The sequence below is a fragment of the Haloplanus aerogenes genome (assembly GCF_003856835.1).
GTDB lineage: Archaea > Halobacteriota > Halobacteria > Halobacteriales > Haloferacaceae > Haloplanus > Haloplanus aerogenes.
In genome coordinates this window covers 2,487,533-2,506,045 of sequence record NZ_CP034145.1, presented here as the reverse complement: position 1 = coordinate 2,506,045, position 18,513 = coordinate 2,487,533, and the positions used below count along the sequence as shown (strand labels likewise).

21 protein-coding genes and 1 tRNA gene are annotated in these 18,513 nt (G+C 66.8%); 12 read left to right on the top strand and 10 right to left on the bottom strand.

Annotated elements, in window-relative coordinates; all coding sequences use genetic code 11:
• The first annotated feature begins 37 nt into the window (after positions 1–37).
• Together DU502_RS12860 and DU502_RS18905 are read left to right on the top strand one after the other, a co-directional pair.
• Complete coding sequence (locus tag DU502_RS12860; RefSeq protein ID WP_121920440.1) at positions 38–2,755, top strand: heavy metal translocating P-type ATPase; 2,718 nt, start codon at positions 38–40, stop codon at positions 2,753–2,755.
• Positions 2,756–2,805: 50 nt separating this feature from the next.
• Positions 2,806–3,327 carry a gamma carbonic anhydrase family protein gene (locus DU502_RS18905; protein ID WP_121920441.1) on the top strand — a complete coding sequence of 174 codons (522 nt, stop codon included), beginning with the start codon at positions 2,806–2,808 and terminating at the stop codon, positions 3,325–3,327.
• A 66-nt stretch (positions 3,328–3,393) separates the two neighbouring features.
• Here the strand turns inward: DU502_RS18905 and DU502_RS12850 are convergent, their stop codons facing one another.
• The 3 genes from DU502_RS12850 to DU502_RS12840 all read right to left on the bottom strand — a co-directional run bounded on the left by DU502_RS12850 (position 3,394) and on the right by DU502_RS12840 (position 6,131).
• On the bottom strand, positions 3,394–3,756 hold the full coding sequence (locus DU502_RS12850; protein WP_124897082.1) for a DUF7344 domain-containing protein: 363 nt from the start codon (positions 3,754–3,756) through the stop codon (positions 3,394–3,396).
• 71 nt (positions 3,757–3,827) lie between these two features.
• Positions 3,828–4,487, bottom strand: a complete 660-nt coding sequence (locus DU502_RS12845) for a bacterio-opsin activator domain-containing protein (protein WP_121920443.1) — start codon at positions 4,485–4,487, stop codon at positions 3,828–3,830.
• A gap of 30 nt (positions 4,488–4,517) precedes the next feature.
• Positions 4,518–6,131: a long-chain-fatty-acid--CoA ligase gene (locus DU502_RS12840; protein ID WP_121920444.1), complete on the bottom strand. Its 1,614-nt coding sequence runs from the start codon at positions 6,129–6,131 to the stop codon at positions 4,518–4,520.
• A 160-nt stretch (positions 6,132–6,291) separates the two neighbouring features.
• On the opposite strand from DU502_RS12840, the gene DU502_RS12835 reads away from it, so the two are divergent.
• Positions 6,292–6,477 (top strand): hypothetical protein, encoded by a 186-nt coding sequence (locus tag DU502_RS12835; protein ID WP_121920445.1) that lies wholly within the window; start codon positions 6,292–6,294, stop codon positions 6,475–6,477.
• Here the strand turns inward: DU502_RS12835 and DU502_RS12830 are convergent.
• The 3 genes from DU502_RS12830 to DU502_RS12820 all read right to left on the bottom strand — a co-directional run bounded on the left by DU502_RS12830 (position 6,474) and on the right by DU502_RS12820 (position 8,583).
• Positions 6,474–6,791, bottom strand: a complete 318-nt coding sequence (locus DU502_RS12830) for a cupin domain-containing protein (RefSeq protein ID WP_121920446.1) — start codon at positions 6,789–6,791, stop codon at positions 6,474–6,476. The genes DU502_RS12835 and DU502_RS12830 overlap by 4 nt on opposite strands.
• Before the next feature lie 75 nt (positions 6,792–6,866).
• Positions 6,867–7,352 (bottom strand): cation:proton antiporter regulatory subunit, encoded by a 486-nt coding sequence (locus DU502_RS12825; protein WP_121920447.1) that lies wholly within the window; start codon positions 7,350–7,352, stop codon positions 6,867–6,869.
• Positions 7,353–7,392: 40 nt separating this feature from the next.
• A complete protein-coding gene (locus tag DU502_RS12820) occupies positions 7,393–8,583 on the bottom strand; it encodes a cation:proton antiporter (protein WP_121920448.1) in 1,191 nt (396 codons plus the stop codon).
• Positions 8,584–8,836: 253 nt separating this feature from the next.
• Here DU502_RS12820 and DU502_RS12815 point away from each other — a divergent pair, with 253 nt between their 5' ends.
• On the top strand, positions 8,837–9,655 hold the full coding sequence (locus DU502_RS12815; RefSeq protein WP_121920449.1) for an SIMPL domain-containing protein: 819 nt from the start codon (positions 8,837–8,839) through the stop codon (positions 9,653–9,655).
• Positions 9,656–9,694: 39 nt separating this feature from the next.
• On the opposite strand, the gene DU502_RS12810 is transcribed toward DU502_RS12815, so the two are convergent.
• The gene (locus DU502_RS12810) at positions 9,695–10,210 is read right to left on the bottom strand and encodes a phosphopantetheine adenylyltransferase (RefSeq protein ID WP_121920600.1); all 516 of its coding nucleotides are present in this window, start codon (positions 10,208–10,210) and stop codon (positions 9,695–9,697) included.
• Positions 10,211–10,310: 100 nt separating this feature from the next.
• On the opposite strand from DU502_RS12810, the gene DU502_RS12805 reads away from it, so the two are divergent.
• A complete protein-coding gene (locus tag DU502_RS12805; protein ID WP_121920450.1) occupies positions 10,311–10,730 on the top strand; it encodes a universal stress protein in 420 nt (139 codons plus the stop codon).
• Between the two features lie 2 nt (positions 10,731–10,732).
• Here the strand turns inward: DU502_RS12805 and DU502_RS12800 are convergent, their stop codons facing one another.
• Entirely contained in the window at positions 10,733–11,653 is a 921-nt protein-coding gene (locus DU502_RS12800) for a sodium:calcium antiporter (RefSeq protein WP_121920451.1), read from the bottom strand.
• Positions 11,654–11,754: 101 nt separating this feature from the next.
• Here DU502_RS12800 and DU502_RS12795 point away from each other — a divergent pair, with 101 nt between their 5' ends.
• The 3 genes from DU502_RS12795 (at position 11,755) to DU502_RS12785 (ending at position 13,295) form a co-directional block, all read left to right on the top strand.
• Positions 11,755–12,045, top strand: coding sequence for a DUF211 domain-containing protein (locus tag DU502_RS12795; RefSeq protein ID WP_121920452.1), 291 nt, complete (start codon positions 11,755–11,757; stop codon positions 12,043–12,045).
• A gap of 4 nt (positions 12,046–12,049) precedes the next feature.
• Complete coding sequence (locus tag DU502_RS12790; protein ID WP_121920601.1) at positions 12,050–12,631, top strand: VIT1/CCC1 transporter family protein; 582 nt, start codon at positions 12,050–12,052, stop codon at positions 12,629–12,631.
• Positions 12,632–12,788: 157 nt separating this feature from the next.
• Entirely contained in the window at positions 12,789–13,295 is a 507-nt protein-coding gene (locus tag DU502_RS12785) for a DsrE family protein (protein ID WP_121920453.1), read from the top strand.
• A gap of 250 nt (positions 13,296–13,545) precedes the next feature.
• On the opposite strand, the gene DU502_RS12780 is transcribed toward DU502_RS12785, so the two are convergent.
• Together DU502_RS12780 and DU502_RS12775 are read right to left on the bottom strand one after the other, a co-directional pair.
• Positions 13,546–15,249: a thiamine pyrophosphate-binding protein gene (locus DU502_RS12780; protein WP_121920454.1), complete on the bottom strand. Its 1,704-nt coding sequence runs from the start codon at positions 15,247–15,249 to the stop codon at positions 13,546–13,548.
• A 359-nt stretch (positions 15,250–15,608) separates the two neighbouring features.
• Positions 15,609–15,680 (bottom strand) — tRNA-Ala (locus DU502_RS12775).
• A gap of 242 nt (positions 15,681–15,922) precedes the next feature.
• On the opposite strand from DU502_RS12775, the gene DU502_RS12770 reads away from it, so the two are divergent.
• The 4 genes from DU502_RS12770 to DU502_RS12755 are packed head-to-tail and all read left to right on the top strand — an operon-like array spanning position 15,923 to position 18,406.
• On the top strand, positions 15,923–16,390 hold the full coding sequence (locus DU502_RS12770; protein ID WP_121920455.1) for a 30S ribosomal protein S15: 468 nt from the start codon (positions 15,923–15,925) through the stop codon (positions 16,388–16,390).
• Positions 16,391–17,542 carry an exonuclease RecJ gene (locus DU502_RS12765; RefSeq protein WP_121920456.1) on the top strand — a complete coding sequence of 384 codons (1,152 nt, stop codon included), beginning with the start codon at positions 16,391–16,393 and terminating at the stop codon, positions 17,540–17,542.
• Positions 17,539–17,772: a KEOPS complex subunit Pcc1 gene (locus tag DU502_RS12760; protein WP_121920457.1), complete on the top strand. Its 234-nt coding sequence runs from the start codon at positions 17,539–17,541 to the stop codon at positions 17,770–17,772. Before DU502_RS12765 ends, DU502_RS12760 begins: the two co-directional genes overlap by 4 nt.
• Entirely contained in the window at positions 17,765–18,406 is a 642-nt protein-coding gene (locus DU502_RS12755) for a 30S ribosomal protein S3ae (protein ID WP_121920458.1), read from the top strand. The genes DU502_RS12760 and DU502_RS12755 overlap by 8 nt, the downstream gene beginning before the upstream one ends.
• Positions 18,407–18,513 lie beyond the last annotated feature (107 nt).

The following is an 18,513-nucleotide window of genomic DNA, read 5'->3' as shown; positions in this document are numbered from 1 at the left end:
AAACGAACTAAAGGTGGGTCCCCTAGTTGCGAGTATCATGAGTACCCGCACGATTCACCTCGACATCACGGGCATGTCCTGCGCCAACTGCTCGTCGACGATCGGGGATGCGCTGGAGGCCCTCGACGGCGTGTCAGAGGCGACGGTCAACTTCGCCACGGACGAGGGGACCGTCGAGTACGATCCCGAGACGGTGTCGCTCGGGGACCTCGTCGCGGCGGTCGAGGACGCGGGCTACGGTGTCGTCACCGAGTCCGTGACCATCGCCATCACCGACATGTCGTGTGCGAACTGCGCGGACACCAACGAGACGGCTCTCGAAGGCACGCCCGGGGTCGTCGACGCGGAGGTGAACTACGCCACCGACGAGGCGCAAGTCACCTACGTCTCCGGGGCAACCTCGGTCGACGCCCTCTACGACGCCATCGAGGAGGCGGGCTACTCGCCGGTCCGCGAGGCGGACGACGAGGGCGGAGATGGCGAGTCGGCGCCCGACGCCCGCGAAGCCGCCCGCGAGGCCGAGATCCGTCGACAGCGCCGCCTGACGCTCTTCGGCGCGGCACTGGCGGCGCCGCTTCTCCTCTTTCTCGTCGAAAAGCTCCTGCTCGGGGGTGACGTCCTTCCCGACCGCGTCTTCGGCGTCGCGTTCGGCTGGACCGAGTTCCTGCTCGCGACGCCGGTCCAGGCCGTCCTCGGCTGGCCGTTCTACAAGAACTCGTACAAGGCCGTCGTGAAGAACGGCCGCGCCAACATGGACGTGCTGATCGCGCTCGGTTCCTCGACGGCGTACGTCTACTCCGTCGCCGTTCTCCTCGGCCTGATAGCCGGCGGCCTCTACTTCGACACGGCGGCGCTCATCCTCGTGTTCATCACGCTGGGCAACTACCTCGAAGCCCGGTCGAAGGGACAGGCCGGCGAGGCGCTCCGCAAACTGCTGGAGATGGAGGCCGAGACGGCTACCGTCGTCCGCGAGGACGGCAGTGAGGAGGACGTACCGCTCGAAGACGTCGAGGTGGGCGACCGGATGAAGGTCCGCCCCGGCGAGAAGGTTCCGACCGACGGCGTCGTCGTCTCGGGCCAGAGCGCCGTCGACGAGTCGATGGTCACCGGCGAGTCCGTCCCCGTCGAGAAAGGCGAGGGCGACGAGGTGGTCGGCTCCACGATCAACGAGAACGGCGTCCTCGTCGTCGAGGCGACGAGGGTCGGCACGGACACGGCGCTCCAGCAGATCGTTCGGACGGTCAAAGAGGCCCAGTCCCGCCAGCCCGACATCCAGAATCTCGCGGACCGCATCTCCGCGTACTTCGTGCCCGCGGTCATCGTCAACGCCCTCCTGTGGGGCGCCGTCTGGTATCTTTTCCCCGAGGCGCTGGCTGGATTCGTCGGCTGGCTCCCGCTCTGGGGACTGGTCGCGGGCGGCCCCGCCGTCGTCGGCGGGACGGTCTCGGTGTTCGAGTTCGCCGTCGTCGTGTTCGCGTCCGCCGTCCTCATCGCCTGTCCCTGTGCGCTGGGGCTGGCGACCCCCGCGGCGACGATGGTCGGGACGACCATCGGCGCGCAGAACGGCGTCCTGTTCAAGGGTGGTGACATCCTCGAACGCGCGAAGGACGTGGACACGGTCGTCTTCGACAAGACGGGGACGCTGACCGAGGGTGAGATGGAGTTGACGGACGTGGTGGTGTTTGATAGCGTTGCGTCGGAGACGCAACGGACAGACGGAGCCGGAGGCTCCGTCGATGCGGACGACAACCCGATCACGGACGGCGGCGGCGCCACCGACGGCGGCCAGTTGGCGGCGCCCGACCGGCTGACCGAAGACGACGTGCTCCGCCTCGCCGCGACGGCCGAACACGGGAGCGAACACCCCCTCGCCCGCGCCATCGTCGAGGGCGCGAAAGCGCGGGGCATCGAGGTGAGCGACCCCGAGAACTTCGAGAACGTCCCCGGCCACGGCGTCCGGGCGACGGTCGAGGGGAGCGAGGTGCTCGTCGGCAATCGGAAACTCCTCCGGGACGAGGGGATCGACCCCTCGCCCGCCGCGGCGACGATGGAACGGCTCGAATCGGAGGGGAAGACGGCGATGCTAGTCGCGATGCGCGATTCGGAGCGAAGCGAGAATCGCGATGCGAGCGGCGACCAGCCGCGAGCGGCAGGCAAACTCCTCGGTGTCGTCGCCGACGCCGACACGGTGAAAGAGAGCGCGAAAGACGCCGTGAGCGCGCTCCGGGCGCGCGGTCTCGACGTGATGATGCTCACCGGCGACAACGAGCGCACCGCTCGCGCGGTGGCCGAGCAGGTGGGTATCGATCCCGCCAACGTCCGCGCCGAAGTCCTGCCGGAGGACAAATCCGACGCCGTCGAGGCGATTCAGGACGAGGGCCGACGGGCGATGATGGTCGGCGACGGCGTCAACGACGCCCCCGCGCTCGTGGTGGCGTACGTCGGCTGTGCTATCGGCTCGGGGACGGACGTGGCCATCGAGGCGGCGGACGTGACGCTGATGCGCAACGACCCGCTCGACGTGGTGAAGGCCATCCGCATCTCCGACGCGACGCTGGCGAAGATCCAGCAGAACCTCGTGTGGGCGCTCGGCTACAACACCGCGATGATCCCGCTGGCGTCGCTCGGGCTCCTCCAGCCCGTCCTCGCCGCGGGCGCGATGGCCTTCTCCAGCGTCTCGGTGCTTGCCAACAGCCTGCTGTTCCGCCGGTACACGCCGGACCACGACTACGAACTGCTGGGCCGCTTCCGCTGACTGGCCTCTCGCCCTCAACGCCTTTATCTCCCCCCGTCGAACGCGCCTGCATGGTACTCAGAGCTGTGGATGGAGTCGAACCCACCGTCCACGAGGACGCGTACGTCGACGAGGACGCCGTCGTCATCGGTGACGTGACGCTCGAACGCGACGCCTCGGTCTGGCCGAACGCCACGCTCCGCGGCGACCACCACCCCATCGTCGTCGGCGCGGAGTCGAACGTACAGGACAACGCGGTCCTCCACGAGGACGCCGTCCTCGGCCCGCGCGTCACCGTCGGGCACACCGCCATCGTCCACGCCGCGACGGTGGAGGAGGAGGCGCTGATCGGGATGGGCGCTATCGTCCTCGACGACGCCACCATCGGGGCGGGTGCCGTCGTCGCCGCAGGGAGCGTCGTCACCGGCGGGACCGACGTGCCGCCCGGAACGCTGGTGGCGGGCACGCCCGCCGAGGTGGTCAAGGAGATTCCCGACGCGGAGATGGGCGAAATCGCCGCCGACGAGTACGTGATGCGGGGGAACCAGTACGCGGACACGTCGCGGGTCGTCGACCCGGACGCGGACGACTGAGACTATCCGCTGTAACTGTACGGACTTACAGCCGGCCGTATGAGGCGCCGCGGGCGGCGAGGGCGACTACGACTCGGAGCGTGCGTTCGGAGGCGTCCAGTCGCCCGTCGGCTCCGGCAGCCATCCCTCGGGCAACTCGTCCCGGTTCTCGTCCATCCAGCGGAGCAGCGGTTCGAGATCGTCCCACCGTGGACCCTTCGAAAGTTCCTCCGTCTCCCGATCCCACTGGATGACGCCCATGTCGTCGAGTTTCGGCAGGTGGGTGTGGATCATGCCGATGCGATGCCGTTCCTCCTCCGCGTCGGGCGCGAATTCCAGTGGATCGGGGTAGGGTGCATCGCGCCGGTCGGCATCGAGCATGGCGACCAGCAGACGGCGGCGGTATGGGTGGACGAGCGCTTCGTATATGCCGAAGTCTGAGGGTGCCATTTCGACCATTTGTTACATCACGTTCTGGTATATATGATAGGGTTGACTGGTAAACTGGTACATGACACGCCTTATTCGAACTCGCTGGTCGAGGGGAGCAACACCGCCCGAAGCACCTGTTCGTTGCCCCGGCGAATCCGGGTCGAGAGGGCCTGTCTGGTGATGCCGAGTTCGTCGGCGAGTTCGTCCAGCATCATCTCGCTGGGTGTGGCGAAGTAGCCACGCTGGAGCGCGAGCACGAGGGCCTCGCGCTGTTCCTGTGAGAGGTCGAACCGGTAGCCACCCTTTCCCGTCTCCGTCAGCGTATAGGTGCGGTCGATGTGGCACGGAATGTCGTGCTCGAGGAGGTAGGTGTGGAACTCCGAGAGGGCGTCGTGGTCGGGAAACCGGAGTCGGAAGTTCCAGTTCTCGTTGCCGTACGCCTCCAACACGACGGCGTCGGTGGTGGCGATTCCTTCGATGAGGTCCGTCGGCTCCTCCGTCCACTCGATCCGATACAGCCCGCTCTCCCCGACCGTATCGAGGACGAGCAGTTCCTTCACCACGGGGTTGTCACGGATGCTCTCCGCGAACCCCTCGTGGTCGTCGCCGGTCGCCCACACGAACGGCATCACCATATCGCCCGTCGGGACGATGCGTTCGAGTTCGCAGTGCATCCTCGGTGGCCCGGAGAGTACCCGTCCGAGCGTGAACTCCTCACTCGGAATCGAGAATTCCAGGATGACGCTCATACGTTCGATTCGTGCGCGAGCAACGTAGCGTTATCCTTCCCCGACCATCCGATCTTCGTCCTCCCACTCCTTGGACCGGAGTTCGTACTTCTGGACCTTGCCCGTCGCGGTGGTGGGAAGCGTCTCGACGAACTCGACCTGTTTGAGCGCCTTGAACCCCGCGAGGCGTTCGCGGGTGAACGCGATCAGTTCCGCGGCGTCGACGCCGGGGTCGTCCGGATTCCCGTTCGCCGGCACGACGAAGGCCTTCGGCTCCTCGCCCCACTCGTCGCTCGGCGCGGGGACGACAGCCACGCTCCCGACCGCCTCGTGGTCGTACAGCGTGTCTTCCAGTTCGATGCTGGAGATGTTCTCGCCCCCGCTGATGATGATGTCCTTCTTGCGGTCCTGAATCGAGATCATGCCGTTCTCGTCGACGGTGGCGAGGTCACCCATGTGGTAGTAGCCCTCGACCCGGTCGGAGAAGGCTTCCTCCGTCGCTTCGGGCTGTTCCCAGTAGCCATCCATCACCTGATTGCCGCGGACGACCACCTCGCCGATGGTCTCGTCGTCGCGGGGGACATCGTTTCCGTCCTCGTCGACGACGCGCACCTCCGTGCCGAGGAAGCCGAGTCCCTGCCGCTTTTTCACCCTGAAGCGGCCGCGGTCGTCGTCGTCGAAGAAGCGACGCGCGTTGGAGGTGGTGACGAGCGGTCCCGTCTCGGTTGCGCCGTAGACGTGCGTGAGATACCAGCCGAACTCGTCTTCGACGGTGCGGATGGTCGCCTCGGGCGGCGCCGACCCCGCGGTGGCGATGCGCACGTCGTTTGCACCCTGCGTGGGCACGTCGTGGTCGTCGTAGTAGTCGATCAGCATGTTCAGCACGGTCGGCGCGCCACAGAGGTAGGACACGTCCTCGGTCGCCACGGTGTCGAGGATCCACTCGGCGTCGATGCCGCGCGTGCAGACGTGTTTCGCACCCATGCCCGTGATGGCGAAGATGTGCCCCCAGCCGTTGACGTGGAACATCGGGAGCGTCCAGAGGTAGACGTCGTCGTCGCTGATGTCCTGATGGATCGCCGTGAGGTAGGCGTGGAGCGTCTCACAGCGGTGGGTGCGCATCACACCTTTCGGGTCGCCGGTGGTGCCCGAGGTGTAGTTGATGGTGATGACCTCGTCCTCGTCCATCTCGGGGCGATCGTAGTCGGCGCCCGCTGAATCGAGGACGGCGTCGAAGCCCTCCCAGTCGCCGTCGACGGCGTCGGGGTCGTTCGTCACGAACGTCTCGGTGGGCACGTCGTCGCGGATGGTCTCTATCTTGTCGGCGTAGTCGTGGTCGGCGTAGATGGCGTCGACGCCGGCGTCGGAGAGGATGTACTCGAAGTCGTTCGGAGTGAGCCGGTAGTTCAGCGGCGTGTGGATGGCGCCACACTGCATGATCCCGTACGCGGCTTCGAGGTGATAGTGGGTGTTCGGATCGAGTACGGCCACCCGGTCGCCCTTCTCGATACCGCGGGACTGGAGGAACGCTGCGAACCGGTCCGCTCGCTCGCCGAGTTCGTCGTAGGTGTACCGATCCCCCGTCGTCGCCACCACTGCCTCGTGGTCGCCGTAGTATTCGCGGGCCCTGTCGAGGAAATCCGTCACCAGGAGCGGTTTCTGCATGCCACCAAGGTGTCCGCGTGAGTCCATAATTGTTTTTGTGAATGTACCCGCCGATTCGTGTGTCGTGTGACACCTACCCACAGGTTGAAGTCGGTCGGGCGCCGAGTGGGCACATAGCCGACCGGATCGACGGACGGAGCCGTGATCCGAGCGACTGACCATGAGCGATACGAGCGACACCTCCCGATCCCGACTCGACCGCGAAACGCGCCGTGAACTACGACGTCTCGGCTGGCGATGGCTCGGCCGTCGGCGGGCGAAACGCCCCCGAGCCATCGCCCGTCGACACCTCGTCGACGCCGAGGTAGCGGATGCGGCGCTCGTCGATCTAGAGGCGCGCCTCTAGGGCGCGCCGGCGATTACGAACAGCGACGACTCCTCGGCGTCGAGTTGCCGGGTCGCCGCGGGGTCGACACGGAGCGCGTCACCGGCCGACATCGTTACCGTCTCGCCGTCGACGGTGGCGGTCGCCGCCCCCTCGACGAGGACGTACACCTCCTCCTGTCCGTCGTCGGCGTGGTCGTGTGCTTTGCCGCTCCACCCCGCCTCCACGTCTAGCACCGACACGCCCAATTTCTCGCAGCCGAGGCTGTCTCGCAGGAAGTGCAGGCCGCCACCGACCGGATCGACGTCGTGGTAGTCGACGAGTGCGTGTGACATGGTTCGACACAGGCACGGCGGCGACAAAAAGGCGCCGTCGGGGCGATCGTCGACGGCGGTCGGCCCGGCCACGACCTACGCCGATCCCTCGACCAGCGCAGCGAGTTCGGCCTGTTCCTCTCGGGTTCCGACGGCGACGAGGAGGTCGCCGGGTTCGAGTTCCGTGTCGGCGTCGGGATTCGAGACCGTCTCCTCCCCGCGCTGGATCGCGATGATCGACGTGCCCGTCTCGGTCCGTATCTCCGACGATTCGAGCGTTTCGCCCGCGACTGGTGACCCCGTGCCCACTTCGACCCACTCGATGATGGCTTCGCCGAGCGGGACCGACAGGGAATCCACGTCGACGGATTCGAAGTACGCGCCTTCGAGGATCGAGCCGAGTCGGTTGGCTTGCTCGCCCTTCAGATCGAGAATCTTCTCGCCGTCGGCGTCCGGGCCGTCGCGACGGAACAGTTCACACCGGCCGTCGTGGTGGACGACGACGACGACCGACGTGCCGCCGGTGAGTTCGAGTTCGAACTTCCGCCCGACGCCGGGGACTTCCGACTCGTACACCCGCATATCCTCACTCTACGCGGTCCGGGGTTAAACGTGTCGTCGGTCAGGAGGGGAGGAACCGCTCGAAGCGGCCGGACGCCCCCATCAGTGTCGTGCCCAGCGCGCTCATGACGAGGACGTAGCCCACCGCGGCGGCGTAGATGGTCTCGGCCGTCTCGACGGGGAGGGTACTGCCGGCGCCGGAGAGTGCGACGGCGGCGATGATGAGCGAGAACTCCCCGCGGGTGACCATCGCCAACCCCACGCGGAGCGAGCGGCGGTCGTTGAGGGCGTACGCCCGGCCGCCGTAGAAGCCGCTGAGGAGTTTCGCTGGGGCCGTCAGGACGACCAGAAGCAGGATCACATCGGCGGCCCCGACGACCACGAACGGGTCGGTGACGAGGCCGATCCAGAAGAAAAAGACCGCGGCGAAGACGTCCCGGATCGAGGAGAGCGCCGTCTCCAGATCGTGGACGTACTCCGTCGCGCTGAATGCCATGCCGACGAAGAAGGCGGCGACGGCCTCGCTGACGCCGACGGCGAGCGCCGCGCCCGCCAGCAGGACCGTCACGCCGACCGCCCGGAGGATGAAATACTCCGAGGAGGGCGTATCGAGGAGACGTTCGAACAGCGCCGTTCCGGCGGCGACGATGGCGAGGAGAAAGAGGATGAACGCGAACGCGATACCGATGGCGCGGGCCGCCGCGCCCACGTCGCCGCCGCCGGCAACCAGTGCCGTCACGACCGCGAGGTAGACGGCGACGACGAGGTCCTCGAAGACGAGGACGCCGAGCAGGGGCGAACTCTCGGGGTTTGCGATCCAGCCCAGGTCGAGCAGCGACTTCGTGATGATGGCGCTGGAGGAGATGTACACCACACCGGCGATCAAGAGGGCGGGCAGGAGGCTGCCGAAGAGGAGCCACCCGACTCCGAGGCCGACGCCGAAGTTGACGACGAGGTCGATCACGCCGGCCGTGCCGATCCGTGTCCGATCCGCGAGCAAGCGGTCCAGATTGAACTCCAGACCGAGGAAAAAGAGGAGGAAGACGATGCCGAGTTCGGCGCCGACCTGGACGAACTCCCCGTTCGACACCGCGGGGAGGCCGACGGCGCCGAGGACGGACTCGTTCAGGGCGATGCCGACGAGGATGTAAAACGGGATCGGCGAGAGGTCGAGTCGGCCAGCGAGGAAGCCGACGGCGCCGATGGCCGCGAACATCGCGCCGACTTCGAGCAGGGCCGTCTCAGCGGCCATCGACGCGCCCCCCGTCGCGCGCTCGCGTCGGACGGTCGACGACGCATCCCTCTGCCTCCGTGTCCATGTGCTACGTCGATCCCTCTCCAGCGGTATCAATCCCCTGTCCCGAGCCCGTATCACTCCGGCCGGTCGCCGTCACTGCCCGCCATGGTAGGCGCGTCGGGATACACCACGGACGGACAGCCGAGAGTATCAAACGCCCGTTTGTGCTTCCACGAGGCACTTATCTTCTCGTTCCGACACGTCACCTATGCGACGACGCACACACGTACTCGCCGCCGTCGGCGTCGCGGCCTTGCTCGTGCTCGCCGGCTGTGCGGGTGGACCGACCGAATCACCGACTGCGACGGCCGACGCGCCGGGACAGTCGACGGATCGCACGCCAGCCACCCCGGCCTCGGATAGCACCATCCGGGTCGCCGGGAGCGGGAGCGCGGACGCCGAACCGAATCAGGCGGTCGTCCGCGTCGCGGTCGTCGCCGTCGGCCCCGACGCCGCGACGGCCCGCCAGCGACTCGCCGAGAACACCTCGCGGATGCGCACCGCGCTCTCCGAGATCGGTATCGGGGAGGATCGGATCACCACCCGACGGTACGACATCTATCAGGATCGGCGCCGGCCTCGCGAGGAGGGCGCCGAACCTCGCGTGCAGTACCGCGCCTCCCACGACTTCGAGATCACGGTCACCGACCCCGACCGCGTCGGTGAGGTGATCGACACGTCCGTTCGGAACGGGGCGAGCGAGATCAACGACGTATCCTTCACACTCTCGACGGAGCGTCGTCGCCAGCTTCAACAGCGCGCCCGGAGTGCGGCGATGGCCGACGCGCGGGCGAAGGCGCGAGCGCTCGCGGCCGACGCGAACCTCACCGTCACCGGGGTCCGGGTGATCCGGACGACCAGTCGCGGCGTGCCCCGGTACGCCGACGCCGGCGCTGGCGGAGCGATGACGGAGACACCCGTCGCGACCGCCGCGCCGCCGTCCGACCTCGAATCCGGTCCCGTCACCGTGACGACGACCGTCGAGGTCGTCTACGAGGCGGCGCCCGAGAGCAACGCGACCGGGTAGAGGGCAGCGACGGCCGGCAAACAGTCACAACAATCCGTCTCAGTCGAGCAGGCGGCCGTGCACGTCGATCTCGCCGTTTCGGATGCGGGTGCTACTGATCCGGTTGCCGTCCTCGGCGACGACGAAAGGTGGCGTGTGGATCTCCAGCGGTGAGAGGTCGGCCTCGCGTCGGTGGGCGTTGAGTTCGTGCGCGCGGTGCTGGGCCTTCGCCTCCGGAGAGACGACGAGGGCGTCCACGTCCGCTCGCGTCGCCGCGGGACCTTCCGTATCCGACAACTGGACGATTTCGCAGGTGGCCGTGTACGGCTCGGCCGTATCGTCGAGTTCGGCCGCGAGCGCCGCCCGCCGGTCCTCGTAATCGCCGAGGCGTTCGGCGTGGGCCGCGCTCCGCGTCTTCGCAGCGAGTTCCGTCGAGGTGAGGCCGACAATCACGTGTCCGTCGCCGGGCCCGTCGTGGCTCGCCGTCTGGAAGGCCTTGTGCAAGAGGGCGCGGTGGCCGTTGTGGATCGGCGTGAACGTCCCACCGAGAATCGCGATTCGCTCGGCGTGGCTCATGCGACGGTATCGGTCGTCCGTCATCCTATACGTGCCGGATGCCCGTTCGTCGCCGTTCCGAGTGACAAATAGTTAATGCGTTTTGGCGCCTACGGAGCGTATGGCAACCATCCTTCTAGCCACGGACGGGAGCGAGGACGCACGTCAGGCGGCGAGCGAGGCCATCGACCTCGCGGAGGAACGGGAGGCGACGCTCCACGTCATCTGTGTCGTCGACAAGCGCCGCTTCGGTGACCCAGCGCTCAGTTCGGCGGAACTCGCGACCATCTACGCGGAGGACCACGCCGAGCTGTGTGTCGCGGACGTAGTCGCAATGGCGGCGGACCGCCCCGTGACCGTCGAGGGGGACACGCGCCACGGGATTCCCCACGAGGTCATCCTCGACTACGCCGAGGAAGTCGACGCCGACACCATCGTCGTCGGTGACCGCGGCGACCACGCGGAACATTTCTCGGGCGTCGGGAGAACGGTTCGGGAGCGGACCGACCGGGACGTGATCGTCGTCGAGGCGGGCGCGTAGGCTTACACCACCACGAACGTCGGGAGATACAGCAACAGGCAGACGATGGCCATCCGGCGGTCGATCCCCTCCCGCCAGTAGAACAGCGACAGCACGATCACGGACGCGACGAACATATACGTGAGCGAGGGCCAGAGCGCGGCCACGTTCTCGACACGCACGTCGAAAAAGAGGGCGCCCACCCCCAGCGAGAAGACGGGGTCGGTGATGTTGCTCCCGAGGATCGACCCGACCGAGATGCCACCTCGACCCTCGTGGGCGGCGATACCGGCGACGACGATTTCCGGTGCCGTCGTCCCGAGGCCGGTGAGCAGGCCGATCAAATATTCGGGAATGCCGACCACCCGCGCGAGGTCGACGCCGTTCGTGACCATGACCTGCCCGCCGACGACGACCAGCGCCAGCCCGCCGAGAATCCAGGGAAGGGCGTGTTCCGGTTCCGCTGGCTCCTCGATCACCTCCTCCGCGATTTCCTCGCCACCCTCGTTCGTGTAGAGGGTGTAGATGAACTGGACGTACGCCAGCATCATGAGAAAGCCCTCGGATCGGACGATGATGCCGTCGTCGAGCGTCAGGAGCATGATGATCATCGCCAGCAACATGGCAGACCCGTAGACGAGGACGTTGCGTCGCTCGGTGACGAACGGGGCGATCAACGCGATGATGGCGACGGCGAGCGTGATCTGTGCCGTCTCGGAGCCGACGATGTTGCCGACGACGAGATCACCCGCGCCGTAGTAGGCGGCGTAGACGGACGTGACCATCTCCGGCACCGACGTACCGACCGAGATGAGGGTCACACCGATAAAGAAGGGCGAGACGCCGTAGTAGAGCGCGAGATCACCGGCGCCGGTCACGGCTCGGTCGGCACCCACCACGAGCGCCGCCAATCCCCCCAGAAAGAGCACGGCGTCGACGAGCATCACGTGTCACGTCGGTCCGAAGGCTGGTAAAGGATGGTTGCCCCTCCCTACATGTGAAGACAGGGAGATGTTTTTAGGAGGGGCCGCCCCCACTTCGACGCATGGCAACCGTTCGACGACTCGTCCTCGACGTGCTCAAACCGCACGACCCGCCACTCGTGGATTTCGCGGATCGCGTCGCCGAGACCGACGGTGTCGAGGGAGTTACCGTCTCACTCATCGAACACGACCGAGAGGTGCAGAACGTCGAGGTGACGTTGGACGGAGCCGCCCTCGACGTGGCGTCCATCGAGGAGACCATCGAACAGCTCGGCGGCACCATCCACTCCGTCGATCTGGTCGCGTGTGGTGAATACGTCGTCGGTGATCGGCCACCCAGCCGAGACCGCTGAAGCCGTGGTCTCGATCCAGCGGCTCCTCCGCCGACTGCTCGCGAACGAGGATGTCGTTTCGATTTCGCGGCGCTACTTCGTCTCCAACGGCTTCGACGGCACGCTCACGGCCATCGGCATCGTCGTCGGCGCTGTCCTCTCCGGCATCCCGGATGGAGCAACCGTCATCAAGATCGGACTGGGGGCGGCCGTCGGTCTCGGCACCTCCGCCGTCTGGAGTGTCTGGGAGATCGAACGCGCCGAGACCAGAGCCCAGATTCTGCAACTGGAGCGGGCGATGCTCACCGACCTCGACGACACGCGCATCCAGCGTGAGCAACACGGCGCCCGATTCCTCCACGCCATCATGAGCGGTCTCGGGCCACTCATCGGGATTCTGATTCCCCTGACGCCGTTCCTGTTCGAGGGGTCGGTGTTCACGATGACGGAGGCGGGCGTCGTTGCCGTCGGTCTCGGCGTGGGCGTGCTTGGGGCGTTCGGGGCCTACATGGGGTCGATTTCGGGGCAGCGGTGGTACGTCGCGGCGGCGCGAATGGGGGTGGCGGGGCTGGTGGTGGCGGGGATCAACGTGGCGTTGCCGGGGTGAGTTACCGCGAAGCGCCCTGCACTTCTCGTTCTCTCGATGCCAGTGGGAACGTTCGCCTGTCGACCAGAACGTCCGGCCGACGCCACCGCTGGTCATCCGATGTGCCCCCGATTTAACCACCCTGTAATAACGTCAACCGAGCGAGACGGTCGATGCGATGGGTACCGAACACGATCGACGCCGGTTTCTCGGGCTGGCGGCTGGCGCCTCCACCCTCACCCTTGCGGGGTGTTCCACCGCACCGGGCGACAGCGGAACGTCCAGCTCGCCCACCGAACCCGACGAATCGACCGACACCGACACACCGACATCCCAATCCATGAGCACCGTCTTTCACTTCGCCAGAGGTCCCGACTATCAGCAACACGCCCTCGCCAACGTCGCGAACCTGTTGGACGACTCCTCGACGGCCGTCGAGAACGTCGTCGTGGTCGCCAACGGGCAGGGGGTCGAACTCCTCGTCGCCTCGGAATCGAATCACCCCGACCGCGTCACCGAACTCCTCAACCGTGGCGTCTCCTTCCGTGCGTGTGAGAACTCGCTGGCGGCACGCGACATCGAGGAATCAGCCCTCATCGACGGCGTCGAGACGGTGCCGGCCGGCGTCGGCGAACTCACCAAACTGCAGGCCCGAGACGACTTCGCCTACATCGAGACGCCGTGAGACGTCGGTAGTGGATGCGTCGCCGACGGGATTCTGAACGCTCTCGCGCTATCCGGCGATAGCCGGTGTCTCTGGCTCGCCGACGCCTTCTTCGTCGCAAGCGAGGAATCGGGGACTATCACTCCAGGCTACCACCTATCCACTCGCCACGCAGTTCGTCGGTCGTTCTACGGGAACGAACCAATGGTAGAGCCGATCTCGGCCGACAAAGCGCCGGCCCGTGGTACCTGTGTTTGAGTCGCGTCGGTGGTCACTCGAGAGCGATCGTCGATTCGTAGTCTGCCGCTTCGACGACCGAAGGCTCGGAGCGGGTGATCTGCACGTCGATGAGTTCCGGTCCCGCCGTTCGTTCCAGCGCGGCTTCGAGGGCGTCACCCGCCTCGGTCGCAGTCGAGACGGCAGTCCCGCGTGCTCCGAATCCCTCCGCGAGCGTCACGAAGTCCGGCGAGTCCCACCGAAACGGTGATCGGTCGCCCGGCTGTGAGAACTCCGCCGACTTGCTGATGATCCCGTAGTCGGCGTTGTCGAAGACCACGGCGATCACGTCGAGGTCGTACTCGACGGCCGTGTGGAGTTCTTGGAGACACATCAGTAGCCCGCCGTCCCCGATAAGCGAGACGACCGGCGTGTCGGGGTTCGCCAGTTTTGCGCCGAGTGCTGCGGGGAGACCGACACCCATTCCGGCCCACGATCCGGCTGTCACGTAGGTTTCCGGGGTATACGCCTCGAAAACCTGCTTTGTCCACAGGCGGAACCCTCCCACACCCGTCACCACGACCGTCTCACGCGGGAGACGCTCCCGGATGGTCCTGAGCACTGCGGGTGTGTACGCCGGCTCTGCGTCGGCAGCGAGGACGCCGAGGTCCGCGAGATGCTCGTGATACTCCTCGCGGACGCGACGACCGAGTGCGGCCCCGTCCCACCGCGTGCGCGGCTGGTCACGGGCACGAATGCCTGCGAGCAACCGCTTCCCGACGTCCCCCACGTCACCCACGATCGGGATCGTCGGGGGGTACGGATCGCCGATGTCGGCCGGATCTACGTTCACGTGGACGAGTCGGTCGCCCATCGGGAGCGACCAGTCGTCCGTCGTCACCCCGTCGAAGTCGGTTCCGAGGGCGAGGACGACATCAGAACGGGACAGTATTCGCTCGGCACCGGCTGGAAGGTGACTGCCAGTCACGCCGACGAACCGCTCGTTGTCCTCCGGGACGACTCCCTTCCCCTTGTACGATGCGACGACGGGTGCGTCGAGCGCCGCTGCGAGCACCGATGCGACATCCGGGCCGCCGTCCGATCGACGCGCCCCACCACCGACGTAAACGACTGGCCGCTCCGCAGTCGTCAGTAGTTCGACCGTCTCCTCGACTTCGTCGTCGATGTCGTACGACTGCCGTTCGGGGTCGACGCGTACATCCTGCGGCCGAACGGGCGAATCGAGGAACGAACTCGGGATACCGAGCCGAACCGGCCCGGTCGGTGGCGTCCTGGCGATAGCGATTCCACGGCTGACTTGCTCGTCGAGCCGATCCTTCGCCCCGACGTTCTGGTTCGATTTGACGACGTTGTCGAAGGTGTCGGCCGCAATTTCGTGAATCGGACCACGTCCCCTGTCGTCCGGATCGACATCCGCCGAGATGTGGACCATCGGGACGCAGTCTTCGAACGCGTTCTTTAGCCCGTGCATCGCGTTCGTATCCCCCGGCCCGGGGACGGTCAGTGTGGCCGCCATCCCTCCGCCGGATTCGTAATGCCCCCACGCGATGTGCGGGATCGCCGTCTCGTGGCGGGCCATCACGTAGTCGATCTCGTCACGCTGGGTCACGATCCGATCCAGAGGGAGCGTCTGCGTCCCTGGAAGCCCGACGAGGAGATCGACGCCGGCGTCGACGAGGGCGTCGTAGACGTGTTCCGCCCCGTTCTTCGACGCGTCGTCGCTCACACCACCTGACATACCGTGAGCGACTCGGATGATCTGTATAAGTGTGCGGGCCGGGCACGTACTCGACTGGTCGGCCCGTATCACTGCACGTCCCGGTTCGATCCGAACGGTGGTCGCCTTCGTCGATTCTCTCTCGATCCCTGCGGTCGCCGCTCGACTGCGCCGACCCGCGCTTGGCGTCCTGAGCCAATTCGGCTCCCTTTCGGCACTCCGCAGTAGTCGAATCCAGAGAAATTGGACTATTTAGGATGTAATGAGGGAGATTTGTCTCCCCGTCTACGCCGTCGTCAGAAAAGTGGACTCGCCGGGGGTCCCGTGAGCGAAGCGAACGGGACGTCGGCGAGGGAACGAGACGAACGAAGTGAGTCGAGTGGACTCGCCGGGATTTGAACCCGGGGCCTCTCCCATGCCAAGGGAGTGATCTACCCCTGATCTACGAGCCCTCGTCGCATCGATTCGTACCGCGGTCCGAATAATAAGGGCTTCGACTCGGCCGTCAGGTACGCGATGGCGTGGCACATTGGGGCTTCGAAACGGTTTAGTGTTGGATTCACGAACGGACTGCCGGGAACGGCGCGACCGCAAATCTGACTCGCCCGTCTGGGCTTGGGATTGCGGGAGTGCGTGTACCGGCAGGCGTCGGTACACGATACGCTTCTGCGGTCTGTGCGGTTCCAATCAATCTATGGCACGAATGCACACCCGCCGCCGTGGCTCGTCCGGTTCGGACAAGCCGGTGGCAGACGAACCCCCGGAGTGGAGCGACGTAGACGAGGAAGCCATCGAAGAGCGCGTCGTCGAACTCGCCGAGCAGGGTCACGACCCGAGCGTCATCGGGATGAAACTGCGCGACGAGGGCGTGAAGGGCACGCCGATCCCCGACGTGAAGCTGGCGACGGGGAAGAAGCTCACCGAGATCCTCGAGGAGCACGACGCCGACGGCGACCTGCCGGCGGATCTACGCAACCTGATGGTGCGGGCGATCCGCCTGCGCGAGCACATGGAGGCGAACCCGCAGGACCACCAGAACAAGCGCGCGCTCCAGAACACGGAGTCGAAGATCCGCCGCCTGGTCAGCTACTACCGCGGTGACGCGCTCGACGAGGACTTCACCTACAGCTACGACGTCGCCGTCGAACTCCTCGAAGAGTAAATGTCCACCGCGCCCGCCACTGCCGAGGACGCCGACGCCGGCGAGATTGCCGACGCGGTCAGCACGGCCCCGTTCGTTCGGGTCGTCGCGGCCGCCGACGGCGATTCGCTGGCCGCGAGCGGCGTCCTCGTGCGGGCGTGCAGGGACTCTGCGATCCCCTTCCAGGTGCGCGTCGACGCGGTGCCCGACCCGGTACCGGGTGACGAGGACGACCTCGTCGTCGGTGTCGGAACGACGGGTGGCGATCTCGCCCTCACGGGCCCCGATCCGGCGAGCCTCACGGCCGCCGCGGTGGCGCGCGAACTCGGCGTCGACCCGGACCCGTTGCTCGCGCTCGCCGGCGTCGCGACCGCAAATCGACCGCTCGATGCGGGTGACGCGGCGACGCTGTTGGACGCGGCCCGCGAGCGGACGACCGTCGACCGCCGCCCCGGCGTGGCGGTGCCGACGACGGATCTCGCGGACGGCCTCGCCCACTCGATGCTCGTTTCGGCGCCCGTCTCGGGCGATCCCGAGGCGGCGCGGGCGGCGCTGTCGGAGTTCGACCTGTCGGCGGAGCCGACCGACGACGAGTACCGACGGCTCGCGTCGTGGCTGGCCATCGAGGCGACGGCGTCGTCGGCGCGGGCTGCCGAGGCGGTCGAGCGGGCACTGCGCCCGCACGCGACGCCAGAGGCGGCGTTCGCAACGATAGAGGGCTTCGGCGACGCACTCGACGCGGTCGCGCGCGAGCGACCGGGGACGGGCGTCGCTCTCGCCATTCGCGACGACGGGTTGCGAACGGCGGCCCTCGACGCGTGGCGGGCCCACGCCAGCGCCGTGCACGGCGCGCTGGCCGAGGCGGCGACGGGCCGGTACGACGGCGTCTTCGTCGCCCGGGTCGACGAGCGCGACCCCGGTCGACTCGGCACGATCGCTCGACTCTGTCGGGATTTCCGGTCGCCGGAACCGGTCGTGTTGATCGTGGGCGAATCCGCGGCCGCGGCCGCCGCGAGTGTCGACGACGCGCGGCTCGGGACGGCGTTGGCCGAGGCGGTACGGACGGTCGACGCCGAGGGATCGAGTGCTGGCGAGAGCCGGCGAGCGACGGCGCGGTTCAGCGGTACAGTGGAGGTATCGAGGTTCGTCACGGCGTTCAGGGAGGCGCTATGAAGCGCGCTCGCGTCGAGACGACACACGACCACGCGGCGACGATTGCGGCCGCACTCCGGCCGGACAACACGCCGTCGATGTCGACGGACGTGTCGGACGACGTCGTCCGCACGACCATCGAACGCGAGACTGCGGGCGGACTGCAGTCGACCGTGGACGACTACGTGGTGAACCTGACGGTCGCGGAGACCGTTGCACGAACAGCACGCGAACACGACAACCATGAGTGAACGTTCAGTATCCAAGCAGAAACGCGGCAAGCGCTGGTACACCATCTTCGCCCCGGAGCAGTACGACCGGGCGGAACTCGGCCAGACGGTTGCCGACGAACCGGAGAAAGTCATCGGACGAACGATCGAAACGACCCTCGGCGAACTCACTGACGACGCCGGGGCGAACAACACCAAACTCACGTTCAAGATCACGGACGTGGGCTCGGACGCCGCCTACACGGAGTTCGTGAAGCACGAACTCACGCGGGACTACCTGCGGAGCCTCGTGCGCCGCGGCGCCTCGAAGATCGACGCGACGATCACGGTGCTGACGACGGACGACTACCGCGTCCGCGTCCAGCCCGTCGCGTTCACGACGAAGAAGGCCGACCGCAGTCAGGAGCAGGCCATCCGTCGGATCATGATCGACATCATCGAGGACGCCGCCGCCGAACGCGACTTCCAGTCCTTCGTCGAGAGCGCCGTCGAGGGCCGACTCTCCTCGGCCATCTACGGCGACGCCAAGACGGTCTACCCGCTTCGCCGGGTCGAGATCCAGAAGCTCACCCTCGAAGCGCGACCCGAAGAGGTCGCCGCCGAGGAAGAAGCCGCCGTCGACGTGGACGAAGAAGACGTCGCCGTCGAGGAGTAATTCGAACACACGCCTCTTTTGAGCCGTCGCCGAGCGACGAGTAGCCCCGCTCACGACTATCGGGTGAGCGAGCCGCGTCGGCGTCGATATCTCCCCGGCGCGGAATC

Excerpts from the sequence above, each read along its gene's own strand:
- DU502_RS12755 (WP_121920458.1), top strand. The coding sequence starts at position 17,765 with ATGAGTGAACGTTCAGTATCCAAGCAGAAACGCGGCAAGCGCTGGTAC.
- DU502_RS18905 (WP_121920441.1), top strand. The coding sequence starts at position 2,806 with ATGGTACTCAGAGCTGTGGATGGAGTCGAACCCACCGTCCACGAGGAC.
- DU502_RS12815 (WP_121920449.1), top strand. The coding sequence starts at position 8,837 with ATGCGACGACGCACACACGTACTCGCCGCCGTCGGCGTCGCGGCCTTG.
- DU502_RS12835 (WP_121920445.1), top strand. The coding sequence starts at position 6,292 with ATGAGCGATACGAGCGACACCTCCCGATCCCGACTCGACCGCGAAACG.
- DU502_RS12795 (WP_121920452.1), top strand. The coding sequence starts at position 11,755 with ATGGCAACCGTTCGACGACTCGTCCTCGACGTGCTCAAACCGCACGAC.
- DU502_RS12760 (WP_121920457.1), top strand. The coding sequence starts at position 17,539 with ATGAAGCGCGCTCGCGTCGAGACGACACACGACCACGCGGCGACGATT.
- DU502_RS12820 (WP_121920448.1), bottom strand. The coding sequence starts at position 8,583 with ATGGCCGCTGAGACGGCCCTGCTCGAAGTCGGCGCGATGTTCGCGGCC.
- DU502_RS12845 (WP_121920443.1), bottom strand. The coding sequence starts at position 4,487 with ATGAGCGTCATCCTGGAATTCTCGATTCCGAGTGAGGAGTTCACGCTC.
- DU502_RS12805 (WP_121920450.1), top strand. The coding sequence starts at position 10,311 with ATGGCAACCATCCTTCTAGCCACGGACGGGAGCGAGGACGCACGTCAG.
- DU502_RS12780 (WP_121920454.1), bottom strand. The coding sequence starts at position 15,249 with ATGTCAGGTGGTGTGAGCGACGACGCGTCGAAGAACGGGGCGGAACAC.
- DU502_RS12785 (WP_121920453.1), top strand. The coding sequence starts at position 12,789 with ATGGGTACCGAACACGATCGACGCCGGTTTCTCGGGCTGGCGGCTGGC.
- DU502_RS12840 (WP_121920444.1), bottom strand. The coding sequence starts at position 6,131 with ATGCAGAAACCGCTCCTGGTGACGGATTTCCTCGACAGGGCCCGCGAA.
- DU502_RS12770 (WP_121920455.1), top strand. The coding sequence starts at position 15,923 with ATGGCACGAATGCACACCCGCCGCCGTGGCTCGTCCGGTTCGGACAAG.
- DU502_RS12810 (WP_121920600.1), bottom strand. The coding sequence starts at position 10,210 with ATGAGCCACGCCGAGCGAATCGCGATTCTCGGTGGGACGTTCACGCCG.
- DU502_RS12860 (WP_121920440.1), top strand. The coding sequence starts at position 38 with ATGAGTACCCGCACGATTCACCTCGACATCACGGGCATGTCCTGCGCC.
- DU502_RS12800 (WP_121920451.1), bottom strand. The coding sequence starts at position 11,653 with ATGCTCGTCGACGCCGTGCTCTTTCTGGGGGGATTGGCGGCGCTCGTG.
- DU502_RS12830 (WP_121920446.1), bottom strand. The coding sequence starts at position 6,791 with ATGTCACACGCACTCGTCGACTACCACGACGTCGATCCGGTCGGTGGC.
- DU502_RS12765 (WP_121920456.1), top strand. The coding sequence starts at position 16,391 with ATGTCCACCGCGCCCGCCACTGCCGAGGACGCCGACGCCGGCGAGATT.
- DU502_RS12850 (WP_124897082.1), bottom strand. The coding sequence starts at position 3,756 with ATGGCACCCTCAGACTTCGGCATATACGAAGCGCTCGTCCACCCATAC.
- DU502_RS12825 (WP_121920447.1), bottom strand. The coding sequence starts at position 7,352 with ATGCGGGTGTACGAGTCGGAAGTCCCCGGCGTCGGGCGGAAGTTCGAA.